The 18,854-nt window shown below is 65.6% G+C and carries 21 protein-coding genes; 10 read left to right on the forward strand and 11 right to left on the reverse strand.

Annotated elements, in window-relative coordinates:
• Positions 1–7: 7 nt before the first annotated feature.
• Complete coding sequence (tet(V), locus tag ACIA48_RS24710) at positions 8–1,264, reverse strand: tetracycline efflux MFS transporter Tet(V) (protein WP_396738468.1); 1,257 nt, start codon at positions 1,262–1,264, stop codon at positions 8–10.
• Positions 1,265–1,344: 80 nt separating this feature from the next.
• A complete protein-coding gene (locus tag ACIA48_RS24715; protein ID WP_396737787.1) occupies positions 1,345–2,163 on the reverse strand; it encodes an enoyl-CoA hydratase in 819 nt (272 codons plus the stop codon).
• Positions 2,164–2,252: 89 nt separating this feature from the next.
• On the opposite strand from ACIA48_RS24715, the gene ACIA48_RS24720 reads away from it, so the two are divergent.
• Genes ACIA48_RS24720 through ACIA48_RS24730 form a run of 3 tightly spaced genes read left to right on the forward strand, consistent with a single transcriptional unit; the run spans position 2,253 to position 5,122 of the window.
• Positions 2,253–3,356, forward strand: a complete 1,104-nt coding sequence (locus ACIA48_RS24720) for a CaiB/BaiF CoA transferase family protein (RefSeq protein WP_396737790.1) — start codon at positions 2,253–2,255, stop codon at positions 3,354–3,356.
• Between the two features lie 18 nt (positions 3,357–3,374).
• Positions 3,375–4,127 carry a 3-hydroxyacyl-CoA dehydrogenase gene (locus tag ACIA48_RS24725; protein ID WP_396737793.1) on the forward strand — a complete coding sequence of 251 codons (753 nt, stop codon included), beginning with the start codon at positions 3,375–3,377 and terminating at the stop codon, positions 4,125–4,127.
• The gene (locus tag ACIA48_RS24730; protein ID WP_396737796.1) at positions 4,124–5,122 is read left to right on the forward strand and encodes an NAD(P)H-dependent flavin oxidoreductase; all 999 of its coding nucleotides are present in this window, start codon (positions 4,124–4,126) and stop codon (positions 5,120–5,122) included. The genes ACIA48_RS24725 and ACIA48_RS24730 overlap by 4 nt, the downstream gene beginning before the upstream one ends.
• A 93-nt stretch (positions 5,123–5,215) precedes the next feature.
• On the opposite strand, the gene ACIA48_RS24735 is transcribed toward ACIA48_RS24730, so the two are convergent.
• Both ACIA48_RS24735 and ACIA48_RS24740 read right to left on the reverse strand, forming a co-directional pair.
• A complete protein-coding gene (locus ACIA48_RS24735; RefSeq protein WP_099038094.1) occupies positions 5,216–5,347 on the reverse strand; it encodes a hypothetical protein in 132 nt (43 codons plus the stop codon).
• 107 nt (positions 5,348–5,454) lie between these two features.
• The gene (locus tag ACIA48_RS24740) at positions 5,455–5,997 is read right to left on the reverse strand and encodes a DoxX family protein (protein ID WP_396737799.1); all 543 of its coding nucleotides are present in this window, start codon (positions 5,995–5,997) and stop codon (positions 5,455–5,457) included.
• Positions 5,998–6,150: 153 nt separating this feature from the next.
• Between ACIA48_RS24740 and ACIA48_RS24745 the strand changes: the two genes are divergently transcribed.
• Genes ACIA48_RS24745 through ACIA48_RS24755 form a run of 3 tightly spaced genes read left to right on the forward strand, consistent with a single transcriptional unit; the run spans position 6,151 to position 9,714 of the window.
• A complete protein-coding gene (locus tag ACIA48_RS24745; RefSeq protein ID WP_396737802.1) occupies positions 6,151–8,424 on the forward strand; it encodes an MMPL family transporter in 2,274 nt (757 codons plus the stop codon).
• Positions 8,421–9,101, forward strand: coding sequence for a TetR/AcrR family transcriptional regulator (locus ACIA48_RS24750; protein WP_396737804.1), 681 nt, complete (start codon positions 8,421–8,423; stop codon positions 9,099–9,101). Before ACIA48_RS24745 ends, ACIA48_RS24750 begins: the two co-directional genes overlap by 4 nt.
• On the forward strand, positions 9,082–9,714 hold the full coding sequence (locus ACIA48_RS24755) for a class I SAM-dependent methyltransferase (RefSeq protein ID WP_396737807.1): 633 nt from the start codon (positions 9,082–9,084) through the stop codon (positions 9,712–9,714). The genes ACIA48_RS24750 and ACIA48_RS24755 overlap by 20 nt, the downstream gene beginning before the upstream one ends.
• 48 nt (positions 9,715–9,762) lie before the next feature.
• On the opposite strand, the gene ACIA48_RS24760 is transcribed toward ACIA48_RS24755, so the two are convergent.
• Both ACIA48_RS24760 and ACIA48_RS24765 read right to left on the reverse strand, forming a co-directional pair.
• Positions 9,763–10,623, reverse strand: coding sequence for a DUF559 domain-containing protein (locus tag ACIA48_RS24760; protein ID WP_396737810.1), 861 nt, complete (start codon positions 10,621–10,623; stop codon positions 9,763–9,765).
• A 95-nt stretch (positions 10,624–10,718) separates the two neighbouring features.
• Positions 10,719–11,432 (reverse strand): NAD-dependent deacylase, encoded by a 714-nt coding sequence (locus ACIA48_RS24765; RefSeq protein WP_396737813.1) that lies wholly within the window; start codon positions 11,430–11,432, stop codon positions 10,719–10,721.
• Positions 11,433–11,467: 35 nt separating this feature from the next.
• Between ACIA48_RS24765 and ACIA48_RS24770 the strand changes: the two genes are divergently transcribed.
• Positions 11,468–11,833: a GntR family transcriptional regulator gene (locus ACIA48_RS24770; protein ID WP_396737816.1), complete on the forward strand. Its 366-nt coding sequence runs from the start codon at positions 11,468–11,470 to the stop codon at positions 11,831–11,833.
• Here ACIA48_RS24770 and ACIA48_RS24775 read toward each other — a convergent pair.
• Positions 11,830–13,050, reverse strand: a complete 1,221-nt coding sequence (locus ACIA48_RS24775; protein ID WP_396737818.1) for a PucR family transcriptional regulator — start codon at positions 13,048–13,050, stop codon at positions 11,830–11,832. The genes ACIA48_RS24770 and ACIA48_RS24775 overlap by 4 nt on opposite strands.
• A 131-nt stretch (positions 13,051–13,181) precedes the next feature.
• Here ACIA48_RS24775 and ACIA48_RS24780 point away from each other — a divergent pair, with 131 nt between their 5' ends.
• Positions 13,182–14,723, forward strand: a complete 1,542-nt coding sequence (locus tag ACIA48_RS24780) for a flavin-containing monooxygenase (RefSeq protein ID WP_396737821.1) — start codon at positions 13,182–13,184, stop codon at positions 14,721–14,723.
• Between the two features lie 8 nt (positions 14,724–14,731).
• Here the strand turns inward: ACIA48_RS24780 and ACIA48_RS24785 are convergent, their stop codons facing one another.
• The 3 genes from ACIA48_RS24785 to ACIA48_RS24795 are packed head-to-tail and all read right to left on the reverse strand — an operon-like array spanning position 14,732 to position 16,941.
• The gene (locus tag ACIA48_RS24785) at positions 14,732–15,574 is read right to left on the reverse strand and encodes a class I SAM-dependent methyltransferase (protein ID WP_396737824.1); all 843 of its coding nucleotides are present in this window, start codon (positions 15,572–15,574) and stop codon (positions 14,732–14,734) included.
• A 14-nt stretch (positions 15,575–15,588) separates the two neighbouring features.
• Complete coding sequence (locus tag ACIA48_RS24790; protein WP_396737826.1) at positions 15,589–16,110, reverse strand: DUF1697 domain-containing protein; 522 nt, start codon at positions 16,108–16,110, stop codon at positions 15,589–15,591.
• A gap of 9 nt (positions 16,111–16,119) precedes the next feature.
• A complete protein-coding gene (locus ACIA48_RS24795) occupies positions 16,120–16,941 on the reverse strand; it encodes a class I SAM-dependent methyltransferase (RefSeq protein ID WP_396737829.1) in 822 nt (273 codons plus the stop codon).
• Between the two features lie 31 nt (positions 16,942–16,972).
• Here ACIA48_RS24795 and ACIA48_RS24800 point away from each other — a divergent pair, with 31 nt between their 5' ends.
• Together ACIA48_RS24800 and ACIA48_RS24805 are read left to right on the forward strand one after the other, a co-directional pair.
• Positions 16,973–17,416 carry a PPOX class F420-dependent oxidoreductase gene (locus ACIA48_RS24800; protein WP_396737831.1) on the forward strand — a complete coding sequence of 148 codons (444 nt, stop codon included), beginning with the start codon at positions 16,973–16,975 and terminating at the stop codon, positions 17,414–17,416.
• Positions 17,417–17,456: 40 nt separating this feature from the next.
• Complete coding sequence (locus ACIA48_RS24805; protein WP_396737834.1) at positions 17,457–17,633, forward strand: DUF5302 domain-containing protein; 177 nt, start codon at positions 17,457–17,459, stop codon at positions 17,631–17,633.
• Between the two features lies 1 nt (position 17,634).
• Here ACIA48_RS24805 and ACIA48_RS24810 read toward each other — a convergent pair whose 3' ends face one another.
• Positions 17,635–18,825 (reverse strand): MFS transporter, encoded by a 1,191-nt coding sequence (locus tag ACIA48_RS24810; protein WP_396737836.1) that lies wholly within the window; start codon positions 18,823–18,825, stop codon positions 17,635–17,637.
• Between the last annotated feature and the right edge of the window lie 29 nt (positions 18,826–18,854).

The following is an 18,854-nucleotide window of genomic DNA, read 5'->3' on the forward strand; positions in this document are numbered from 1 at the left end:
GCTTCGGCTACCGCAAGGGGTGCGCCAGCTCGTCCTGACGCATCTTCGCCGCCACCAACGCGATCGCCGCCAGCAGCACCGGCGCGATGCCTGCCACCAGGAAGATCGTCTGCATCGAAACGACTTTCGACAATGGGCCGACGATCGCGAACGACACCGGCATGAACGCCAGCGAGACGAAGAAGTCCAGGCTCGACACCCGGCCCAGCATCTCGGTGGGTACCCGCCGCTGCAGCAGCGTGCCCCAGATGACCATGCCCGCACCATCGGTGACACCGACCACGAACGTCGCGACGGCCATCAGGGTGAACGACGACGTGAACCCGACGATCACCAAAGGCACGGAGCCGAGGCCCCACATCGCCATCATCACCGTGAGGTACCGGCGGGGTAGCCGGCCCGACGAGACCGCAAGCGCGCCAAGGGCGCTGCCCATTCCGAAGAACGCCAGGATGAACCCGTACATGCGAGCGCCGTCCTCGAATCGGTCGTTGGCGATGAACGGCAGCAGCACCTCGATGGGGCCCAGCACGACGAGCACGAACAGGCTCGCGAACAGCAGCGTCCACAGCAGCCACGGCGTGCGGAGCATGAACACGAAGCCGTCGCGCAGATCGCGCGCCATGTGCGGCCGTTCCTGACCGGTTTCGCGGACAGACGATGTGGCGGTTCCTCTTGTGGCGACGAGCAGGATCAGGCCCACGGCGAAAAGCGCGGCCACGACGACGGAGCCCAGCGCCGGGAACGTCGCACCCACCAACATGCCGGCGACCGCGGGTCCGACGGCGCGTTGAAACACCGGGCGCACCACACCTTCGACACCGTTGGCGGCCAGCAGTTGTTCCGCAGGCAGGATCCTGGGCAGGATCGCGCTGTAGGCGGGGAAGAAGAACGCCGCGGCCACACCCAATAGCCCTGCGGCCACCGCCATGTGCCAGATCTGCAGCGCGCCAACCAGTCCCAGTACGGCGATCACCGATACAACGGTGACGTTGACGGTTTCGACCAGGATGATGATCGTGCGCTGGTTGAAGCGGTCCGCGGCGATACCGCCCACCAGAAGGAAGGCCACGATGCCGACGCCAAGACACGCCGCCACCAGCGACAGCGCGGCGGGGTCGTTCTTGAGCTCGATGACCTGCAGCGCCATCACGACGGCCCACATGCCCTCGGCGAAGATCGATAGCGAAACAGCGGCGATCAGCAGGCGGTACTCGCGGATCTGAAACGGTGCGAGCACACGCCAACCGCCGGTGTCGCGCACCGGTTGTTGTATCTCGAATTGCGTACTCACCGATCGATGGTCGCCGATCAACCCGGGCGGCGTCCAACGATTTTCGGGTGCTACGAGTCGGTGAAGTCAGCCTTCCGGCGCTCTTGGAAAGCCCGCGCGCCTTCGCGGAAGTCGTGCGAGACGAGCAGCACCATCTGGCCCTCGGTCTCGCGGGCGATCGCGGGTTCCAGCTCGGTGAGCGTCGCGGCGTTGACGGCGTGTTTGGTTTTCCGCAGGGATACGGCGGGGCCGTCCATGAGGGCCGAGATCATCTTGTCCGCTGCGGCATCGAGTTCCTCGGCGGGGTGAACGGAGGTGACGAGACCCCATTCATAGGCATCGGCGGCGCTGATCCGCTCGCCCATCAACGCCATCCGCATGGCACGGATGCGGCCGACCGCCGCGGCGATCAGTGCCGATGCGCCGCCGTCGGGCATCAACCCGATCTTGGTGAAGGCCAGCATGAAAAACGCCTTCTCCGAGGCGACTACGACGTCGGACGCCAACGCCAACGAGGCACCGACGCCGGCGCACGGCCCCTGCACGACCGCAACCACCGGCTGCGGCAGGTTCACGATCGACCGCACGGCGTCGTTGGCCGCGTTCAGAACGGATTCGGGCCCATCCTCAGACTTCTGCGCCTGGTCCTCGTCGCTGATGCCCGCGCCCGATGAGAAGCCCCGGCCCGCACCGCCCAGTCGCACCACCTTGACCCGTGGGTCGGTGGCGGCCTGCTGCAGTGCCGAGGTCATGGTCCGAAACATCGCGGCGGTCAGCGAGTTGAGGCTGCCCGGCCTGTTCATCGTGACGTGCAGCACGCCGTCGACAAGCTCGACGGTCAGGTCGTCGATACCGCTGTAGGTCTGCGCGCTCGAGTCGACGGTTGTCATGGCTGCACCCTAGGACCGAACCACTTGGTTATACAAGTAAGCTATGTCGGCGTCGACAGGGTTAGTCGGACGAAGGGCGGTTTTTGGGCATGGCTGGACCACTTCACGGATTGCGTGTCATAGAACTGGCCAGCATCGGCCCAGGTCCGCACGCTGCGATGATCCTCGGCGACCTCGGCGCCGACGTCGTCCGTATCGATCGGCCAGGAAAACTCGGCGGCATCCCGAGCTCCAGACGCGAAACCGCGTTGCGCAATCGCCGGTCGGTGACCGCCGACCTGAAGTCCGACGAGGGCCGCGACCTCGTGCTGAAGCTGGTCGCTAAAGCCGACGTGCTGATCGAAGGGCTGCGCCCCGGTGTCACCGAGCGGCTGGGCCTGGGGCCCGAGGACTGCGCCAAGGTCAACGAACGGTTGGTCTACGGCCGCATGACGGGGTGGGGTCAGACCGGGCCGCGGCGGCTGCAGGCCGGCCACGACATCAACTACATCTCCCTCAACGGCGTGCTGCACTCGATCGGGCGTGCCGGTGAGCGGCCGGTGCCGCCGCTGAACTTGACCGGCGACTTCGGCGGCGGGTCGATGTTCCTGCTCGTCGGGATTCTGTCCGCGCTGTGGGAGCGACAGACCTCTGGTAAGGGGCAGGTGGTCGACGCCGCGATGGTCGACGGGTCCAGCGTTCTGGCGCAGATGATCTGGGGCTTCCGGCAGGACGGCATGTGGTCGGACACCCGTGGGGTGAACATGCTCGACGGCGGCGCCCCCTACTACGACACCTACACCTGCGCGGACGGTAAGCACATCGCGATCGGCGCGATCGAGCCGCAGTTCTACGCGGAGATGATCAAGGGCCTTGGCCTCGAAGGCGCCGATCTGCCCGACCAGAACGACATGGGCCGCTGGCCTGAGCTGCGCGCGGCCATCACCGAGGCCGTCGCAGCCAAGGACCGCGACCACTGGGCCAAGGTCTTCGCCGACAGCGATGCGTGCGTGACGCCGGTGCTGTCCTTCGGCGAGGTCGAATCCGAGCCGCACATCACCGAACGCGACACCTTCTACCGGGATGACTCGGCCGAGGGCGGCTACCTGCAGCCGATGCCCGCGCCAAGATTCTCGCGCAGTGTGCCGCCAACCCCGACGCCGCCCGGACAGGCAGGCGCCGACACCGAAGCCGTACTCCGAGACTGGGTTTAAACGAAAGGAACACATTCAGTGGAGATCAAAGACGCCGTAGCCGTCGTCACCGGTGGAGCCTCCGGGCTCGGCCTGGCGACCACCAAGCGGCTGCTTGACAGGGGCGCATCCGTCGTGGTGATCGATCTGCGCGGCGAAGAGGCCGTCGCAGCGCTCGGTGACCGGGCCAAGTTCGTCGAGACCAACGTCACCGACGAGGTGGCGGTGGGCAAGGCGCTCGACGTCGCCGAGTCGATGGGTCCCGTGCGCATCAACGTCAACTGCGCAGGCATCGGCAACGCGGCCAAGACGCTGAGCAAGGACGGCCCCTTCCCGCTGGACGCCTTCAAGAAGGTCGTCGAGGTCAACCTGATCGGGACGTTCAATGTGCTGCGCCTCTCGGCGGAGCGCATCGCCAAGAACGAACCGCTCGGCGAGGAGCGCGGCGTCATCATCAACACCGCGTCCGTCGCAGCGTTCGAGGGCCAGATCGGCCAGGCGGCGTACTCGGCGTCCAAGGGTGGCGTGGTCGGCATGACGGTGCCGATCGCCCGCGACCTGTCGCGGGAGCTCATCCGCGTGTGCACCATCGCGCCCGGTCTGTTCAAGACCCCGCTGCTGGGCTCGCTGCCCGAAGAGGCTCAGCAGTCCCTCGGTAAGCAGGTGCCCCATCCGGCCCGTCTCGGCGATCCCGATGAGTACGGCGCGCTGGCGGTGCACATCATCGAGAACCCGATGCTCAATGGCGAAGTGATTCGCCTCGACGGTGCGATCAGGATGGCTCCCCGATGACCATCAATACGAAGTTCACCGAGACCTTCGGCATCGAGCATCCGGTTGTCCAGGGCGGTATGCAGTGGGTCGGCCGCGCGGAACTCGTTGCGGCAGTGGCCAATGCGGGTGGCCTCGGGTTCATCACGGCGCTGACCCAACCGACGCCCGCCGACTTGGCCAAGGAGATCGCCAAGTGCCGCGATCTGACGGACAGGCCGTTCGGCGTGAACCTGACGATCCTGCCGACCATCAACCCGCCGCCGTATGACGAGTACCGCCAGGTGATCGTCGACTCCGGCATCAAAATCGTCGAGACCGCGGGCTCCAATCCAGCACCGCACTTGCCGATGTTTCACGACAACGGGATCAAGGTGCTGCACAAGTGCACCTCGGTGCGGCACGCGGTCAAGGCCCAGAGCCTGGGCGTCGACGGCATCAGCATCGACGGTTTCGAGTGCGCCGGTCACCCCGGTGAAGACGACATCCCGGGCCTGGTGCTGATCCCCGCCGCGGCGACCAAGATCGATATCCCGATGATCGCCTCAGGTGGATTCGCCGACGGACGTGGGCTGGCGGCGGCGCTGGCGCTGGGCGCCGACGGCATCAACATGGGCAGCCGGTTCATGTGCACCGTCGAGTCCGCCATTCATCAGAACGTGAAGGACGCGATCGTGGCGGGCAGCGAGCTCGACACCGAGATGATCTTCCGGCCGCTGCGCAACACTGCTCGCGTCGCGAGCAATGCGGTGTCCCGGGAGGTTGTGGAGATCCTCAACCGCGGTGGACAGTTCGAGGACGTCAAGGACCTGGTCGCCGGATCGCGCGGCGTCAAGGTCTACGAAGTCGGCGACCTGGATGCGGGCATCTGGTCAGTGGGCACCGCCATGGGCCTGATCAACGACATCCCGACGTGCGGTGACCTGGTATCGCGGATCGTCGAGGAAGCCGAGGAGATCATCACCGGCAGGTTGGCCGGCATGGTCGAGGCCGATCAAGAAGAGAACGTCGCGTAGGACGGGATTTCAGAAAACAGGAATCAACGAACTGGGCCCCGCACTGGGGCAAACCGCTGCGGAAGAGCGCGCGCCCTCAGGGCGCGCGCTTTTTCATACCGCGGTGGGCAGGGTGTGCTCGTCGTCGAGCTGCTCCGAGGTGTCGCCCTCTACCAGGAAATCGCCGTGGTAGAGCGCCTCGAAGTCAACCTTGATGACATCGGCACTGGTGTCGTCGATCCACATGTACTGAACAGTAACCATCGCTATTAAGGAATCTTTGAGTCACGATTCGGAAAACGGTGGCAATTCTTACCGCTCGGTAGGGTCCGATTCCTACCCGTGAGTAGGTTTCAGCTGGTCGGCGCGCTGAAGTGGATCGGGTTCGTTCCGTTGAGCACAATCCACGTCACAACGGCGGCGACGATCGCGACGAGCAGCAACCCGACCGTGATCTTGGTTGACCACCCCGTCCGGCCGAACACCCGCGCGTCGACCGAAAGCGTCCCGGCGCCGGTGAACAGCAACGTCACAGCGCCGAGCGCGATCAAGAACGGCGCATTGAAGGGGTCGGACCAGACCGCACCCGCCGAGACGTTCACGGCCCACGCGTCCAGCATCGCCGCGATGACCGCACACGCCGCCAGCGGTGTGAGCACGCCAAAGAGGAGACCGATGCCGCCCAGGAGCTCGGTCACCGTAACCATCAACGCCGCCAAGGTCGGGGGTTGCCACCCACCGGTCTCCATGAACCCCACGGTGGTGCTGAAGTCGAACGCCTTGAGCAACGCGGCCTGCAGCATCGCCGCGCCGAGGCCGAGACGCAGGATCAAAAGGCCGATATCCGGTAGGGCGGTGGAGTTCGGAGTACGTACTTCCGCGGTCGTGGTTGTCATACGGCGGTAGACCTGCGGCCGTGACAATTCTCATCGCGACCGCGAGTGAACGTCTAGTCAGTCCGCGTCGTATTTAGGGGAGGGACGAATTGCGGGCGCTAACTTATCGCTGATAAGTTAGCGGCGATATCCAACTAGTCGGGAGGACGCGACGTGCTCGAACGCATCGCAGGACTGGCGATCAGGGCGCCGCGGCGCATCGTGGCGATCGCAGCGCTCGTCATGGTGGCGTGCGGCATCTTCGGCGTACCCGTCGCCAAGAGCCTGTCTGCCGGTGGTTTCCAGGACCCCACCTCGGAGTCGGCGCAGGCGAAGCAGCTGCTGATCGACAAGTTCGGGCAGGGCGATATGGAACTCGTCATCAGCCTGACCGACGACAGCGCAGCTGACGGCGCACAGAGCCCCGCGGCCCGCACGCTCGGCATGGACATCGCGCAGCAGCTGCAAGCGTCACCGAACGTGGTGCAGGTGACGTCGGTGTGGACGGCACCGGCTTCCGTCGCGCCCGCACTGTTGAGCAAGGACGGCAAGACCGGCCTGATCGTCGCCGGCATCACCGGTGGAGAAAGTGCTGCCCAGAAGCACGCCAAGGAACTCACGGAAAAGCTCGTGCACGACCGCGACGGCGTGATTGTGCGCGCAGGCGGTGAGGCGATGATCTATGTGCAGATCAACGGTCAGAGCGAAAAAGATCTGCTGATGATGGAAGCCATCGCGATTCCACTCAGCTTCGTCGTGTTGGTCTGGGTGTTCGGTGGCGTGCTGGCGGCGGCGCTGCCGTTGGCCGTCGGCGGGTTCGCGATCCTCGGATCGATGGCGGTGTTGCGCGCGACCACGTTCGTCACCGATGTGTCCATCTTCGCGATGAACCTCACCATCGCAATGGGTCTGGCGCTCGCCATCGACTACACGCTGCTCATCATCAGCAGATTCCGCGACGAGCTGGCCGAGGGCGCGGACCGGGAACGGGCGCTGACCCGCACTATGGCGACGGCCGGTCGCACGGTGCTGTTTTCGGCGCTGACCGTCGCGCTATCGATGGTGGCGATGGTGCTGTTCCCGATGTACTTCCTCAAGTCGTTCGCCTACGCGGGGATCGCTGTGGTGACCTTCGCGGCCGTGGCGGCGATCGTGGTGGCCCCCGCGGCGATCGTGCTGCTGGGGGAACGACTGGATGCGCTGGACACCCGACGGTTGTTCCGCTGGTTGCGCAGGCGGCCCGATCCCGTGCGCAAGCCGGTCGAGCAAATGTTCTGGTATCGCAGCACGAAATTCGTTATGCGCCGGTCGATTCCGATCGGACTCGCGATCGTTGCGTTGCTGTTGGCGCTCGGTGTGCCTTTCCTCGGCGCCAAGTGGGGCTTCCCCGACGACCGGGTGCTGCCGCAATCGGCGTCAGCGCGCCAGGTCGGCGACGAGATGCGAAACGACTTCGCCGTGGACGCCGCCAGAAACGTCACTGTCGTCATCCCGAACACTGGCGACGTCACTCCGGCCGACCTGAATGGATATGCCGCGGCGCTGTCCCAGGTCGCCGACGTGACATCGGTTTCCGCGCCCGGCGGTACTTTCGTCGACGGCAGACCCGCTGGTCCTCCCTCAGCTGCCACCGGCTTCAAGGACGGCAGCGCGTTCCTGACAGTCGCCAGCAGCGCGCCGCTGTTCTCCGACGCGTCTGAAGCTCAGCTGGATGGCTTGCGCGCGGTGAGCACCCCGGGCGGGCAGGCGATTCAGCTGACGGGTGTCCCGCAGCAGAACAGGGACAGTTCCGTTGCCATCACCTCGCGGTTGCCGCTTGTTCTCGGCGTGATCGCGGCGATCACGTTCGTTCTGCTGTTCCTGCTCACCGGTAGCGTGGTTCTGCCACTGAAGGCGTTGATACTCAACGTATTATCGCTGACCGCTGCATTCGGTGCGTTGGTGTGGATCTTCCAGGAGGGCCATCTGGGCGCGCTTGGTACCACCCCGACCGGCACGCTGGTGGCCAACATGCCCGTGCTCTTGTTCTGTATCGCGTTCGGATTGTCGATGGACTATGAGGTGTTCCTGATATCCAGGATCCGCGAATTCTGGCTCAAGTCCGGCAAAACCCGCGCAGACAATGACGAAAGCGTCGCGCTGGGGCTGGCCAAGACGGGCCGCGTCGTCACCGCGGCCGCGCTGCTGATGTCCATCTCGTTCGCGGCGCTGATCGCCGCGGAGGTGGCTTTCATGAAGATGTTCGGACTCGGGCTGACGCTCGCGATTCTGGTCGATGCCACACTGGTTCGTATGGCGTTGGTGCCCGCGTTCATGCATCTGCTCGGACGGTGGAACTGGTGGGCGCCCAAGCCCCTGGTCAAACTGCACGAACGGATCGGCATCAGTGAGTCCGCGGACGATCCCGCGCCTGCTCCCGAGACGCCGTCGGCCGTGCCTGCGCGATGAAACGGCGGCGCGCGCCCCGCGGGTCAGGGGAGCAACTTCGCGACGAGATTCTCGACGCGACCACCGATCTGCTGCTGGACACCGGTCACGCCAAAGACGTGTCCATCCGGTCGGTGGCGCAACGCGTCGGTGTGACCCCGCCCTCGATCTATCTGCATTTCACCGACAAGGACGCACTGCTGGACGCGGTGTGCGCACGGTATTTCGAGAAGCTCGACGAGGAGATGCAGGCGGCCGCCGCCGGTGAGGCGGCCCCCATCGACGCGCTGCGCGCGCAGGGTCTGGCATATGTGCGCTTCGCGGTGAAAACCCCTGAGCTGTACCGGATTGCCACCATGGGGGAGGGCCGGCCGGGCAGTGATGTGGACCTGATGTTGAACAACTCGGCGTTCGTCCACATCTGTTCGACGGTCGAGGCGTTGATGGCCGAGGGCATCCTGCCGGATAACGATTCGACCACCGTCGCGTTAGAGCTGTGGACAGCTGCGCACGGGGTGGCGGCGATGCTGATCTCACGGCCATACTTGCCGTGGGGTGACACCGAGGAGTTCGCGGACCGGGTGCTCAAAGCCATCGTCGTCGGAGAGATCGTGTCCGGCGCGATCGGACCCACGACCGCTCCGCGGGACGCCGTCGCCAAGTTGAAGGGACTTCTAGATGACGAACACCGTCAATAACCCGTTCTTCGCCCGGTTGTGGAAGGTCATGTCCACCCACGAAACCGATGCCATTCGGCAGCTGCGGCGGGAGAACCTCGCCGGTCTTTCAGGTCGAGTCCTCGAGGTGGGTGCCGGCACGGGCACGAACTTCGAGTTCTATCCCGACACGGTGACCGAGGTGGTCGCCGTCGAGCCAGAACACACGCTGGCCGAGGTCGCACTCAAGGCGGCCGCCACCGCACCGGTGTCGGTCACCGTCAGCACCGACACGGTGGAGCAGTATCTGGCCTCCGGCGGTGAGCCGTTCGATGCAGTGGTGTGCTCGCTCGTGCTGTGCTCGGTCGATGAGCCCGAAAATGTTCTGCGAGAGCTGCATTCGCTGTTGAAGCCAGGAGGAGAGCTCCGGTACCTCGAACACATCGCCAGCAGCGGCGCGCGGGGCGGTCTGCAGAAGTTCGCCGACGCGACCCTGTGGCCGCGGCTGCTCGGCAATTGCCACACGCATCGGGACACCGAAGCGAGCATCACCGGCGCGGGATTTGCGGTGTCAGGGGCGAGGCGCGAATGGACGATGCCGACGTGGGTGCCGCTGCCGGTTTCGGAGTTCGCGATCGGCCGCGCGGTCAAGTAGCGATTTGTGTGCGTTCGCGTGCGGTAGCCGCACCAAAACGCACACAAATCACTGGCTGAGGGCGTGCTTGATCTCGGCGATCACCCGCTGCGGGTACTCGGTGAGGTCAAACCATGTGAAGCGGAGGACTTTCCACCCGAGTAGGGCGATGGTGTTCTGTCGATTGCGATCCTTGACGAACACTTCCGGGGTGTTGTGGAAAGCCCAACCGTCGACTTCGATGGCGACCTTCTGGTCGGGGAACGCAACGTCGATCCTGTATCCACCAATCGGATAGTTAGTTCGCCATCCTTCGATGTCCGCCTGCCTCAGGAGCTGCACAAAAAGGCGCTCTGCCTCCGAGCGGGCGCCGTCGTGTGCGGATTGCAGGAGGCGCCTCGCGGCGGTAGATCCGTGGCGACCGGTGTTTCGTAGATGCGCACGCCAAAGGTCGCGCAGCTCGACCTGGCGCTGGAGTGCGGAATCCATCAACACCGATCCGCCGCGCTTTCGTACGGCGGCCTCTACCACCGTCAGTGCTAATTCGGTGATTCTCAAGCCATTTCGCTCGACGATGTCGCTTCGTGTCAAATCGCGCCGCCGCATGCGGATACCAGCACGGTGCGGATGATGACTGGTCCTCGGCACCGTGACCTCAACCACGTCTGGTGCGAACTTCGTCAGGCCGTGCCACCACGCCGCCGCTAGCCCGCTGGCGGCGGCTTCGGGTCCATAGCCCCACACGGCGGCTCGCACGCGTGCCGCATCGGTAAATGGTCGGTCGTCGGCGAAGAAGACGCCGGGGGAGCAGCGCCGCCACCGTCCGTCTCGGACCCGTCGACCGGCACTGTGCCGACTCAGTCCCGCGTGCTGAGCCTGCGCGAGCGTGATTACCCCGTCGTGTCGGCGCAAGTAGTCATCGACAACCACATCATTTGTCGACTCTTCAGCCGCCCGAATGGTTCCCTCTTCAGCGATTTGTGTGCGTTCGCGTGCGGTAGCCGCACCAAAACGCACACAAATCACTAGCCGAGCAGTGCGGGCAGCCTCTGCAGCAGATTTGGCAGCGCACCGGCCGCGGTTTCCCGCAGCGACACCGTCGCGGCCGCCGACAGCGGTGTCGGTTCGGGGTTGACCTCGATGACGACCTTGCCGTTGGCCAGCGCCATCTCCGGCAGCCCCGCCGCGGGATAGACGATCGACGACGTGCCGACCACGATCACGAGGTCGGCCCCGGCAACGGCGTCCACCGAGCGTTGCCACGCTTGGTCAGGAAGCGCCTCCCCGAACCACACGACGTTGGGCCGGATCATGCCGCCGCACGTGCATCGCGGCGGGTCGACCGTCTCCGCCGGTTCGGTCATTGCCGGTAACTCGCCGGTGTACGTGGATTGACAGCGATCACAACGGAATTCGAACAAGCTGCCGTGCAAGTGATAGACGTTCTTGCTGCCCGCCCGTTCGTGCAGATTGTCGACGTTCTGGGTGACTACGTGCACTTCGGCGTAGTCCTGCCAGGCGGCCACGGCCCGGTGGCCGTCGTTGGGGTCAACCGAGCCCATCATGTAGTGCCGCCACAGGTACCAGGCCCACACCCGCTCGGGATTCGCCTGCCAGCCCTCTGAACTGGAAATTTCGTAGGGATCCACCTTGGCCCACAGCCCGGTCTCGGCATCGCGGAAGGTCGGCACGCCGCTCTCCGCCGAGATGCCCGCACCGCTGAGGACCGTAACTTGCACATGACCAAACTAGCGGCTTGCGCGATACTGAGCACGTGACCAAGTTGGGGGATTGGGTTTGCATCGACCATCGCGCTTCAGGCCCCCTGTTTGACCAGCTCAGGACGCAGATCATCGAAGGCGTGCGCGACGGCAGGCTGCCGCCGGGTACCCGGTTGCCGACGGTCCGCGAACTGGCTGGTCAACTCGGCCTGGCCGTCAACACGGTCGCGCGCGCCTACCGTGAGCTGGAGTCGGCGGGGGTTCTCGAAACCCGGGGCCGCTTCGGCACTTTCGTCGCCCGCATCGACCCTGCCGACACCGCGATGGCCACCGCCGCGCACACCTACGTGACCGCGGCCAAGGCGCTGGGCATCGACAAGGCGGACGCGCTGCGCTACGTCGAATCCGCATTCGGCTAGCCGTGGCTGCCGCGCCAACGCACGACGTCGAGCGCGACGGCCACATTAACGGTCGAATCTGCCAGGGGTCGCGGCAAGAGTTCGTCCGCGCGGGCCAGTCGACGTAGCAATGTGTTGCGATGCGTGTAGAGCCTGGCTGCGGTTCGGGACGCGTTGCACTGTTCGGCCACGAATGTCCTTACCGTGTCCTGCAACTCGGCTCCGGCCGATTCGAGATCGCCCAGCGTGTGCTTGACGAACTCCGCGGCGCGGCCGGTGTCGGCGGTGATGAGGGCGACCAGTTGGACGTCGGCGAACTGCGCGATCTGCTGCGGTGAACGCAGCCGCGCCATCAGCTGCTGGGTGGTGATGGCGTCGAAATGGCTGCGGCGAAACCCGTCGATACCGCCGACCGTCGTCCCGATCGCGATCCGGACATCTGGTGTCTGGTGCACCGACTGCAGCAGCGCATCGGTGTCGACGTCGCCGCTGCCCGGCACCCACACCCACCGGGTCGCGGTCCCGGCCAGCACGCTCAACGGTCGCGCCCCGCCGGCGGCGTGCCCCACGGACTCGGCCGCACTGTCGAGTCGGGCCAGATCGCCGGTTGGTTCGTCGGTCCAGATGACCGCCGCGGTGTGGAGTCCGGTCAGCGCATAGCCCAGCCGATCTTCGGCGCGTCTGCGCGGGATGGGTGCGCCGTCGAGAACCAGCGCGACGGTCTCGCGACGTTGGGCATGGGTTCCGCGCGTGAGTTCGTCGCGCTCCAGGTCGATCTGGGCCGCGATGGCCGACAGGGTGCCGTCGACGAAGGCGCTGATCGACCGGGAGCACACGTCGAGGAATTCGTGCAATTGCGCCGGATCGGAGGTCAGCTCGAAGGCGATTCTCATGAGGCGGCGCCAGGCCACCCCTTCGCCGACTCGGTACGCGTCGAGCGAATATGCGTCGAGTCCCCGGCGGACCAGTTCCCGTGCGACGTCCACCGGCTCGGGTCCGGAGTTGGGAGGCACCGGGGCCCCAGGGTCGCGGACGTTGGCCGTTGCCCAGAAGAACAGGTTGGCCCGGTTGCTGCGGCTCACCGCCCCCGCGAGTTCGGGATCCGCGGCGATGGCGGCGTGCGAGCCGAGCACTGCGGCGTCGAGGTCGTCGAGCCATTCCGGTGGCGCATTGACGATCATCTGCGCACTCTGCCGGATCAGCTCTCTCACCTGGGCCGACGGCCGTGGCCACGTCATTGGACAAGAGTAGAGCAACGGTGCAAAGTGCACCAAGTGTGCGCATAATACGGTGAGTTCTGTTCTATGCGAGATGACCCTGGATTCGCGACGATCTACGTATCAAGCCACCGTCGTCAGGAGCCACCGTCATGGTCCACACCACGCCCCGCACCACGCCCCGCACCGAGCACGTCGACGTGGTGATCGTCGGCGCAGGCATCTCCGGCATCGGCGCCGCCTACTACCTCCAGAAAGAACACCCCGGCCGGTCCTACGCCATCCTGGAAGCACGCGGCGCAACCGGCGGCACGTGGGATCTGTTCCGCTATCCGGGGATTCGTTCGGACTCCGACCTGCACACGTTCGGCTACGAGTTCAAGCCGTGGCGCGACGAGGACGCCATCGCCTCAGCGGACAAGATCCTGGCCTACCTGCGCCAGACCTCCGCGGAGAACGGCATCGACGCCAAGATCCGCTTCCACCACAAGGTATTGGGCGCGGAATGGTCGAGCGCCGACGCGCGCTGGGTGATCGACGTCGAGCGCTGCGTCGCGGGGGAGGGCACCGAGGAACTGGTGCAGATCAGTGCGAACTGGATCTTCTGCGCAGGCGGCTACTACCGCTACGACCAGGGCTACACCCCGCAGTTCACGGGTCGCGACCGATTCCGAGGTCAGGTCGTACACCCGCAGCACTGGCCCAAGGACCTCGACTACGCCGGCAAGAAGGTCGTCATCATCGGCAGCGGCGCGACAGCGGTCACCCTGGTGCCCGCGATGGCCAAAACCGCGGGCCACGTCACCATGTTGCAGCGCTCACCGACCTATGTGTTGCCGGTGCCCTCAAAGGACGGTTTCGCCAATGCGGCGCAGAAGCTGCTCGGCGCCAAGCGCGGGTATGCGCTGGCTCGGCGCAAGAACATCGTCAAGCAGCGTGCCGTGTACCAGTTGAGCCAGAAGTACCCGGCCGCGGCGCGCCGGCTGATCCGTCACCTCAACGCGCGGGAACTGCCGGCGGGCTATCCCGTAGACGAGCACTTCAACCCCGCGTACAACCCGTGGGATCAGCGGCTGTGCGCGGTGCCCGACGCCGATCTGTTCAAGGCGATCAGCAGCGGTGCGGCCTCCGTGGTCACCGATCGCATCGCGACGTTCACAGAGACCGGCATCGAGCTGGAATCCGGCAAGCATCTTGACGCCGACATCATCGTCACCGCAACGGGTTTGAACATCCAGTTGCTCGGCGGGATGTCGCTGACCGTGGACGGTACGCCGGTCGACCTCGCCGACTCCGTCGCCTACAAGGCCATGATGCTGTCCGGTGTGCCGAACTTCGCCTTCGCGTTCGGCTACACCAACTCGTCATGGACGCTCAAGGTCGGCCTGCTGTGCGAGCACTTCTGCCGTCTGCTGAGCCACATGGACGCGCAGGGTTACGACATCGCGCGCGCTGAGGTCGCCGAGGCCGGGATGGCGACCCGGCCGATGCTCGACCTGAGCGCCGGATACGTCCAGCGTGCCCTCGACCGGTTACCGAAGCAGGGTGACGGGGAGCCATGGCGCGTGTCGATGAACTACTACTACGACGTCGGAATGCTGCGTGAGGGCTCCGTCGTCGACCCGCATCTGCAGTTCGAATCGTCGGAACAAGCGGTCGCACAACCCGATCCTGCAGTGGCGTTGCCGGCGTAAACGCCGCCTCAGCCGAATTCCAGCAGGGTGTTGATCGGTCGCACGGGGTCGAACAGCCGCACCCGTTGAACCGTCGACGCAATGGCGTTGAAGGCTTTGCCGCGCCCCTGCGGCATGGGCAGATCGTGCACTGCCCGTATGCCGGGGATCTCGTTCACCAGGTTTGCCAGCTGCGACGGCGTCAGGCTGAACGGCATCGGCGGCACCCGGTAGCGCAGCGTGGGCCGCAGCAAGCCGCGGGTGATGGCTTTCGCGAACCAGGCCGGCGCCAGGTCGAACATCATCCGGCCGCCCGCGAAGCGCTGTGCGCACGCGGCGATCAAACCGAGGGCTTCGTCGGGCTGCAGGTACATCAGCAGCCCCTCGGCGGTGATGAACACGCCGTCGTCGACGGGCACGTCGTCCATCCAACTGAAGTCGAGCGCGGACTGTGCACGCATCTCGATGCGCTCGTCGGTCGGCAGCAGCTTACGGCGCAACTCGATCATCGGCGGGAGATCGACGGTGAGCCAACGGAATTCATGCCCTACACCGGCGGCATCCAGACGGTAGAAGCTGGTCTGCAGACCCTCGGCGAGCGCCACCACGGTGGCTTTCGGATGGTCGGCCAGGTAGCGGCGTGCCTCGGTGTCGAATGCCAGCGCGCGGATCCCCATGTCCTGACGGCGGCTGATGCCGAACTTGGCCCAGTCGAAATCGATGGAGTCCACGAGCCGGATCGCCATCGGGTCGTCGATGAGCGAGTCCGGCCTGCGCGCCTCGTTGGCGCGTACCTGCAACGTCAGCAGTGCCGTCTCGGACACTCCGGTCAAAACGGCGCCGTCGGCCTTTGCGGTCGGTTCGGAAGTCACCCGGCCGAATCTACCTATCGCAGAACTTTCTCGATGGTGCGCAGGTTGCGGGTGGTCGTCGACGACTTGTAGCGCTTCTTGCCCATCGTCTTGCCGATTGTGGTGTCCAGCGTGCCCTTGTTGGGGACCTGCCAGTAGAGGACACCCTCGCCGCGCTCGATCTTCTCTTTTGGGCCCGCGTCGTCGCCGAGGGTCGCGAGCTCGTCGAGGACGTCGGGGTCGGCGACGAACGTGACGTAGGAGTGGTACCCGTCGACTTCGCGCTCGAACGGGAACTTCTCGGAGATCATCTGCACGGTTTTCAGGTCGTACGCCAGCACCCAGGCGTCGTAGCCGAACGCGTCGCGCAGCGCCTTCTCCGCCTTCTTTCTGACCGCGTCCACCCCGGAACGGCTGTCCAGCAACACGTTTCCACTCGCCAAGATCGTCTTCACATTGGCGAATCCGACCTCTTCGAATACCTTGGCCACCTCGGCCATCTTGAGATTGACGCCGCCGACGTTGACGCCACGAAGAAATCCGGCATATCTGGTCATAGGAGCTGTTTACCCGAACTCCAGCAGCGTGATGCTGGGACGATTGCGGCGCAGGAAACCGATGCGATCCATCGTCGGGTGGCTCGCTACCTTCCACAGGCCCCGGCCGGGCGGCATGGCGATGTCGCGGGCGCCGCGCACACCCGGAATGCGCCCCGCCAGAGTGAGGGCTTCCTCCGCACTGAGGCCGTGCGGCATCGGCGGCGCGACGTAGCGATCGGAGAGCTTGAGGCCCTTCAGTGTGCGCCGGGAGAACCAGGGCGGGATCGAGTCGAACATCATCTGACCGCCGGGGAAGCGGGCCGCGCAGTCGCGGATCAGGCCTTGGGCTTCGTCGGGCTCCAGGTACATGAGCAGGCCCTCGGCGGTGATGAAGACCCCGTGTGAGTCGTCGACACGGTCCATCCAGCTCAGGTCCAGCGCCGACTGCGCCAGCGGCACGATCCGTTCTTCGGCGGGCAGCAATTTCTCCCTCAGTGCCACGACCGGCGGGAGATCCACTGAGTACCAAGTTAATTCGTCGGCGACACCGGCGCGCTGCAGCCGCCAGAAACTGGTCTGCAGACCTTCGGCCAATGCCACCACGGACGCCTCGGGGTGCGTGCGCAGATAGTCGCTCGCGGCGGTGTCGAAAGCGACCGCGCGCAGGCCGTGCGACTGGTTGGGTTTACCGAACTTGAGGTAGTCATAGGAGATCGCGTCGAACAGGGTGACCGCCCAGGGGTCACGGATCACCCCGTCGGAGCGCTTGGCCTCGGTGCCGCGGTTGTGCAGAGTCCACAACGTGGTGGCGGAGACGCCCTCGAGGGTGTTGCCGTCAATCGCAGTCATTTGCTCGATGGTAGAGACGTAGGCTGCTGTGATGGGGCGTCACGTTCTCGATGAAAAGCTGTTGGCGTTGATCGGTGGAAACTCGCTGGGTGTCCTGGCCACGATCAAGAGGGACGGCCGCCCGCAGCTGTCGAATGTGTCGTACTACTTCGACCCGCGCAGTCTGACGATCCAGGTGTCGATCACCGAACCGCGGGCCAAAACCCGCAACCTGCGGCGCGACTCGCGGGCTTCGATCCATGTCAGCTCCGACGACGGCTGGTCGTATGCGGTCGCCGAGGGTGATGCGACGCTCACGCCGCCTGCCGCTTCGCCGGACGACGACACCGTGGAAGCGCTGATTGCCTTGTACCGCAACATCGCCGGTGAGCATCCCGACTGGGACGACTACCGGCGTGCGATGGTGGACGACAGGCGCGTCGTCATGACGCTGCCGATCTCGCACGTCTACGGCATGCCGCCCGGCAAGCGGTAAATCAGGCGACGAGTGGGCCGAGGCGCAGTACGCTGCGGTCATGGCGGATGCACCGGAAGAAGACGACACCAAGCGCAAGTTCCGGGAAGCGCTGGAGCGGAAAAAGGCCAAGTCAGCCGAGGGTTCTGCGCACAAAGACGGTGGCGCGAAGGGCCCGAAGGCACAGGGGCACGGCCCGGTCGAGAATCGGCGCGAGTTCCGCCGCAAGAGCGGCTAGCTCACACCTCTACCGCGGCGCGACGGGATTCGCGGGCCTCGTGGGCCAGGATCGCGACCAGGCAGATGCCTGCCAGCACCGCGACGGCGACCGCGAAACTCACCCCGGCGGTGCGCAGTCCCCATGCTTGCGCGGCCAGACCTTCGCCGACGACCGGCAGTGAGATGGCAACGTAGGCGACGACGAAATAGGTGGAGCTCACCTCCGCACGACGCTGCGCCGGTGTGCGCTCCAAGACCGCGGCCAGGCCCCGGCTGAAGGTCATACCGTGGCCCACACCCGCGACGAGCCCACCCGCGACAAGTCCCGCCAGCGACGAGAAGTGCAGCGCGACTACGAGAATCGCCATCGCAGTGACCAGGACTCCGCACCCGATCGCGACCGCACGCTGCGGTGAAATGCCCCTCGCGCCGATCTGAGTGACCGCCGACGCGGCAAAGATCGAAGCGGCGACGAACCCGGCGAGCGCATCGTTGTCGATACCGACGACGTCGTCCACAAACGCCGGCGCGACGGCCATGAAGAGTCCCGTGACCGCGAACCCCGCGAACGCGGCCAGACCCGCGATGACAAACACCGACCGCACCTCGGCGGGCACGGAGAGTCGCTGGACTCCAATGCTGCCGGTGCGCTGTGAGGTCTCAGGGACCACCGCCACCGCGATTCCCGCCAACGCGGCCAGCACGATGTGCACGACGAAGCTGAGATGCAGTGGATGCGGCGCGTATTGCACCAGCAGGCCGGCCACCACGGGTCCGGCGCCGAGGCCCCCGACATTGGCGATTGTGGCGACCGCGGCGGCCTTCGTGCGCCAGTTCGGCGGCGCGGCCTCGATGACGGCGGCGGTGGCCGTTCCGGTGAAGACACCGGCTGACAAGCCGGACAGCACCCTGCCGACCAGGAGCATCGACACGGAGTCCGCCAGTAGGAACACCACGGCGCTGGCGAGCGCGAAGACCACGCCGGCCGCCAGCACGGGCCGCCTGCCGATGGCGTCGGACCAGCGGCCGAACGCGAGCAGGGCGAACAGCACGCCGCCGGCGTACGTCGCGTACACCACCGTGGTCGTCAGCACCGAGAAGTTCATCTGCTCGCCGTAGAGCGAGTACATCGGTGTCGGCAGCGTTGTCCCCACCATGATCGCGGCGAACGCGTACGCCAGTAGCGGGAAGGCCAGGCGTTGTGGGGTCACGCGTGAACTCAACTCAGATCCGAGGCAGG

The sequence above is a fragment of the Mycobacterium sp. NPDC051804 genome (genome assembly GCF_044452905.1).
Classification (GTDB): Bacteria; Actinomycetota; Actinomycetes; order Mycobacteriales; family Mycobacteriaceae; genus Mycobacterium.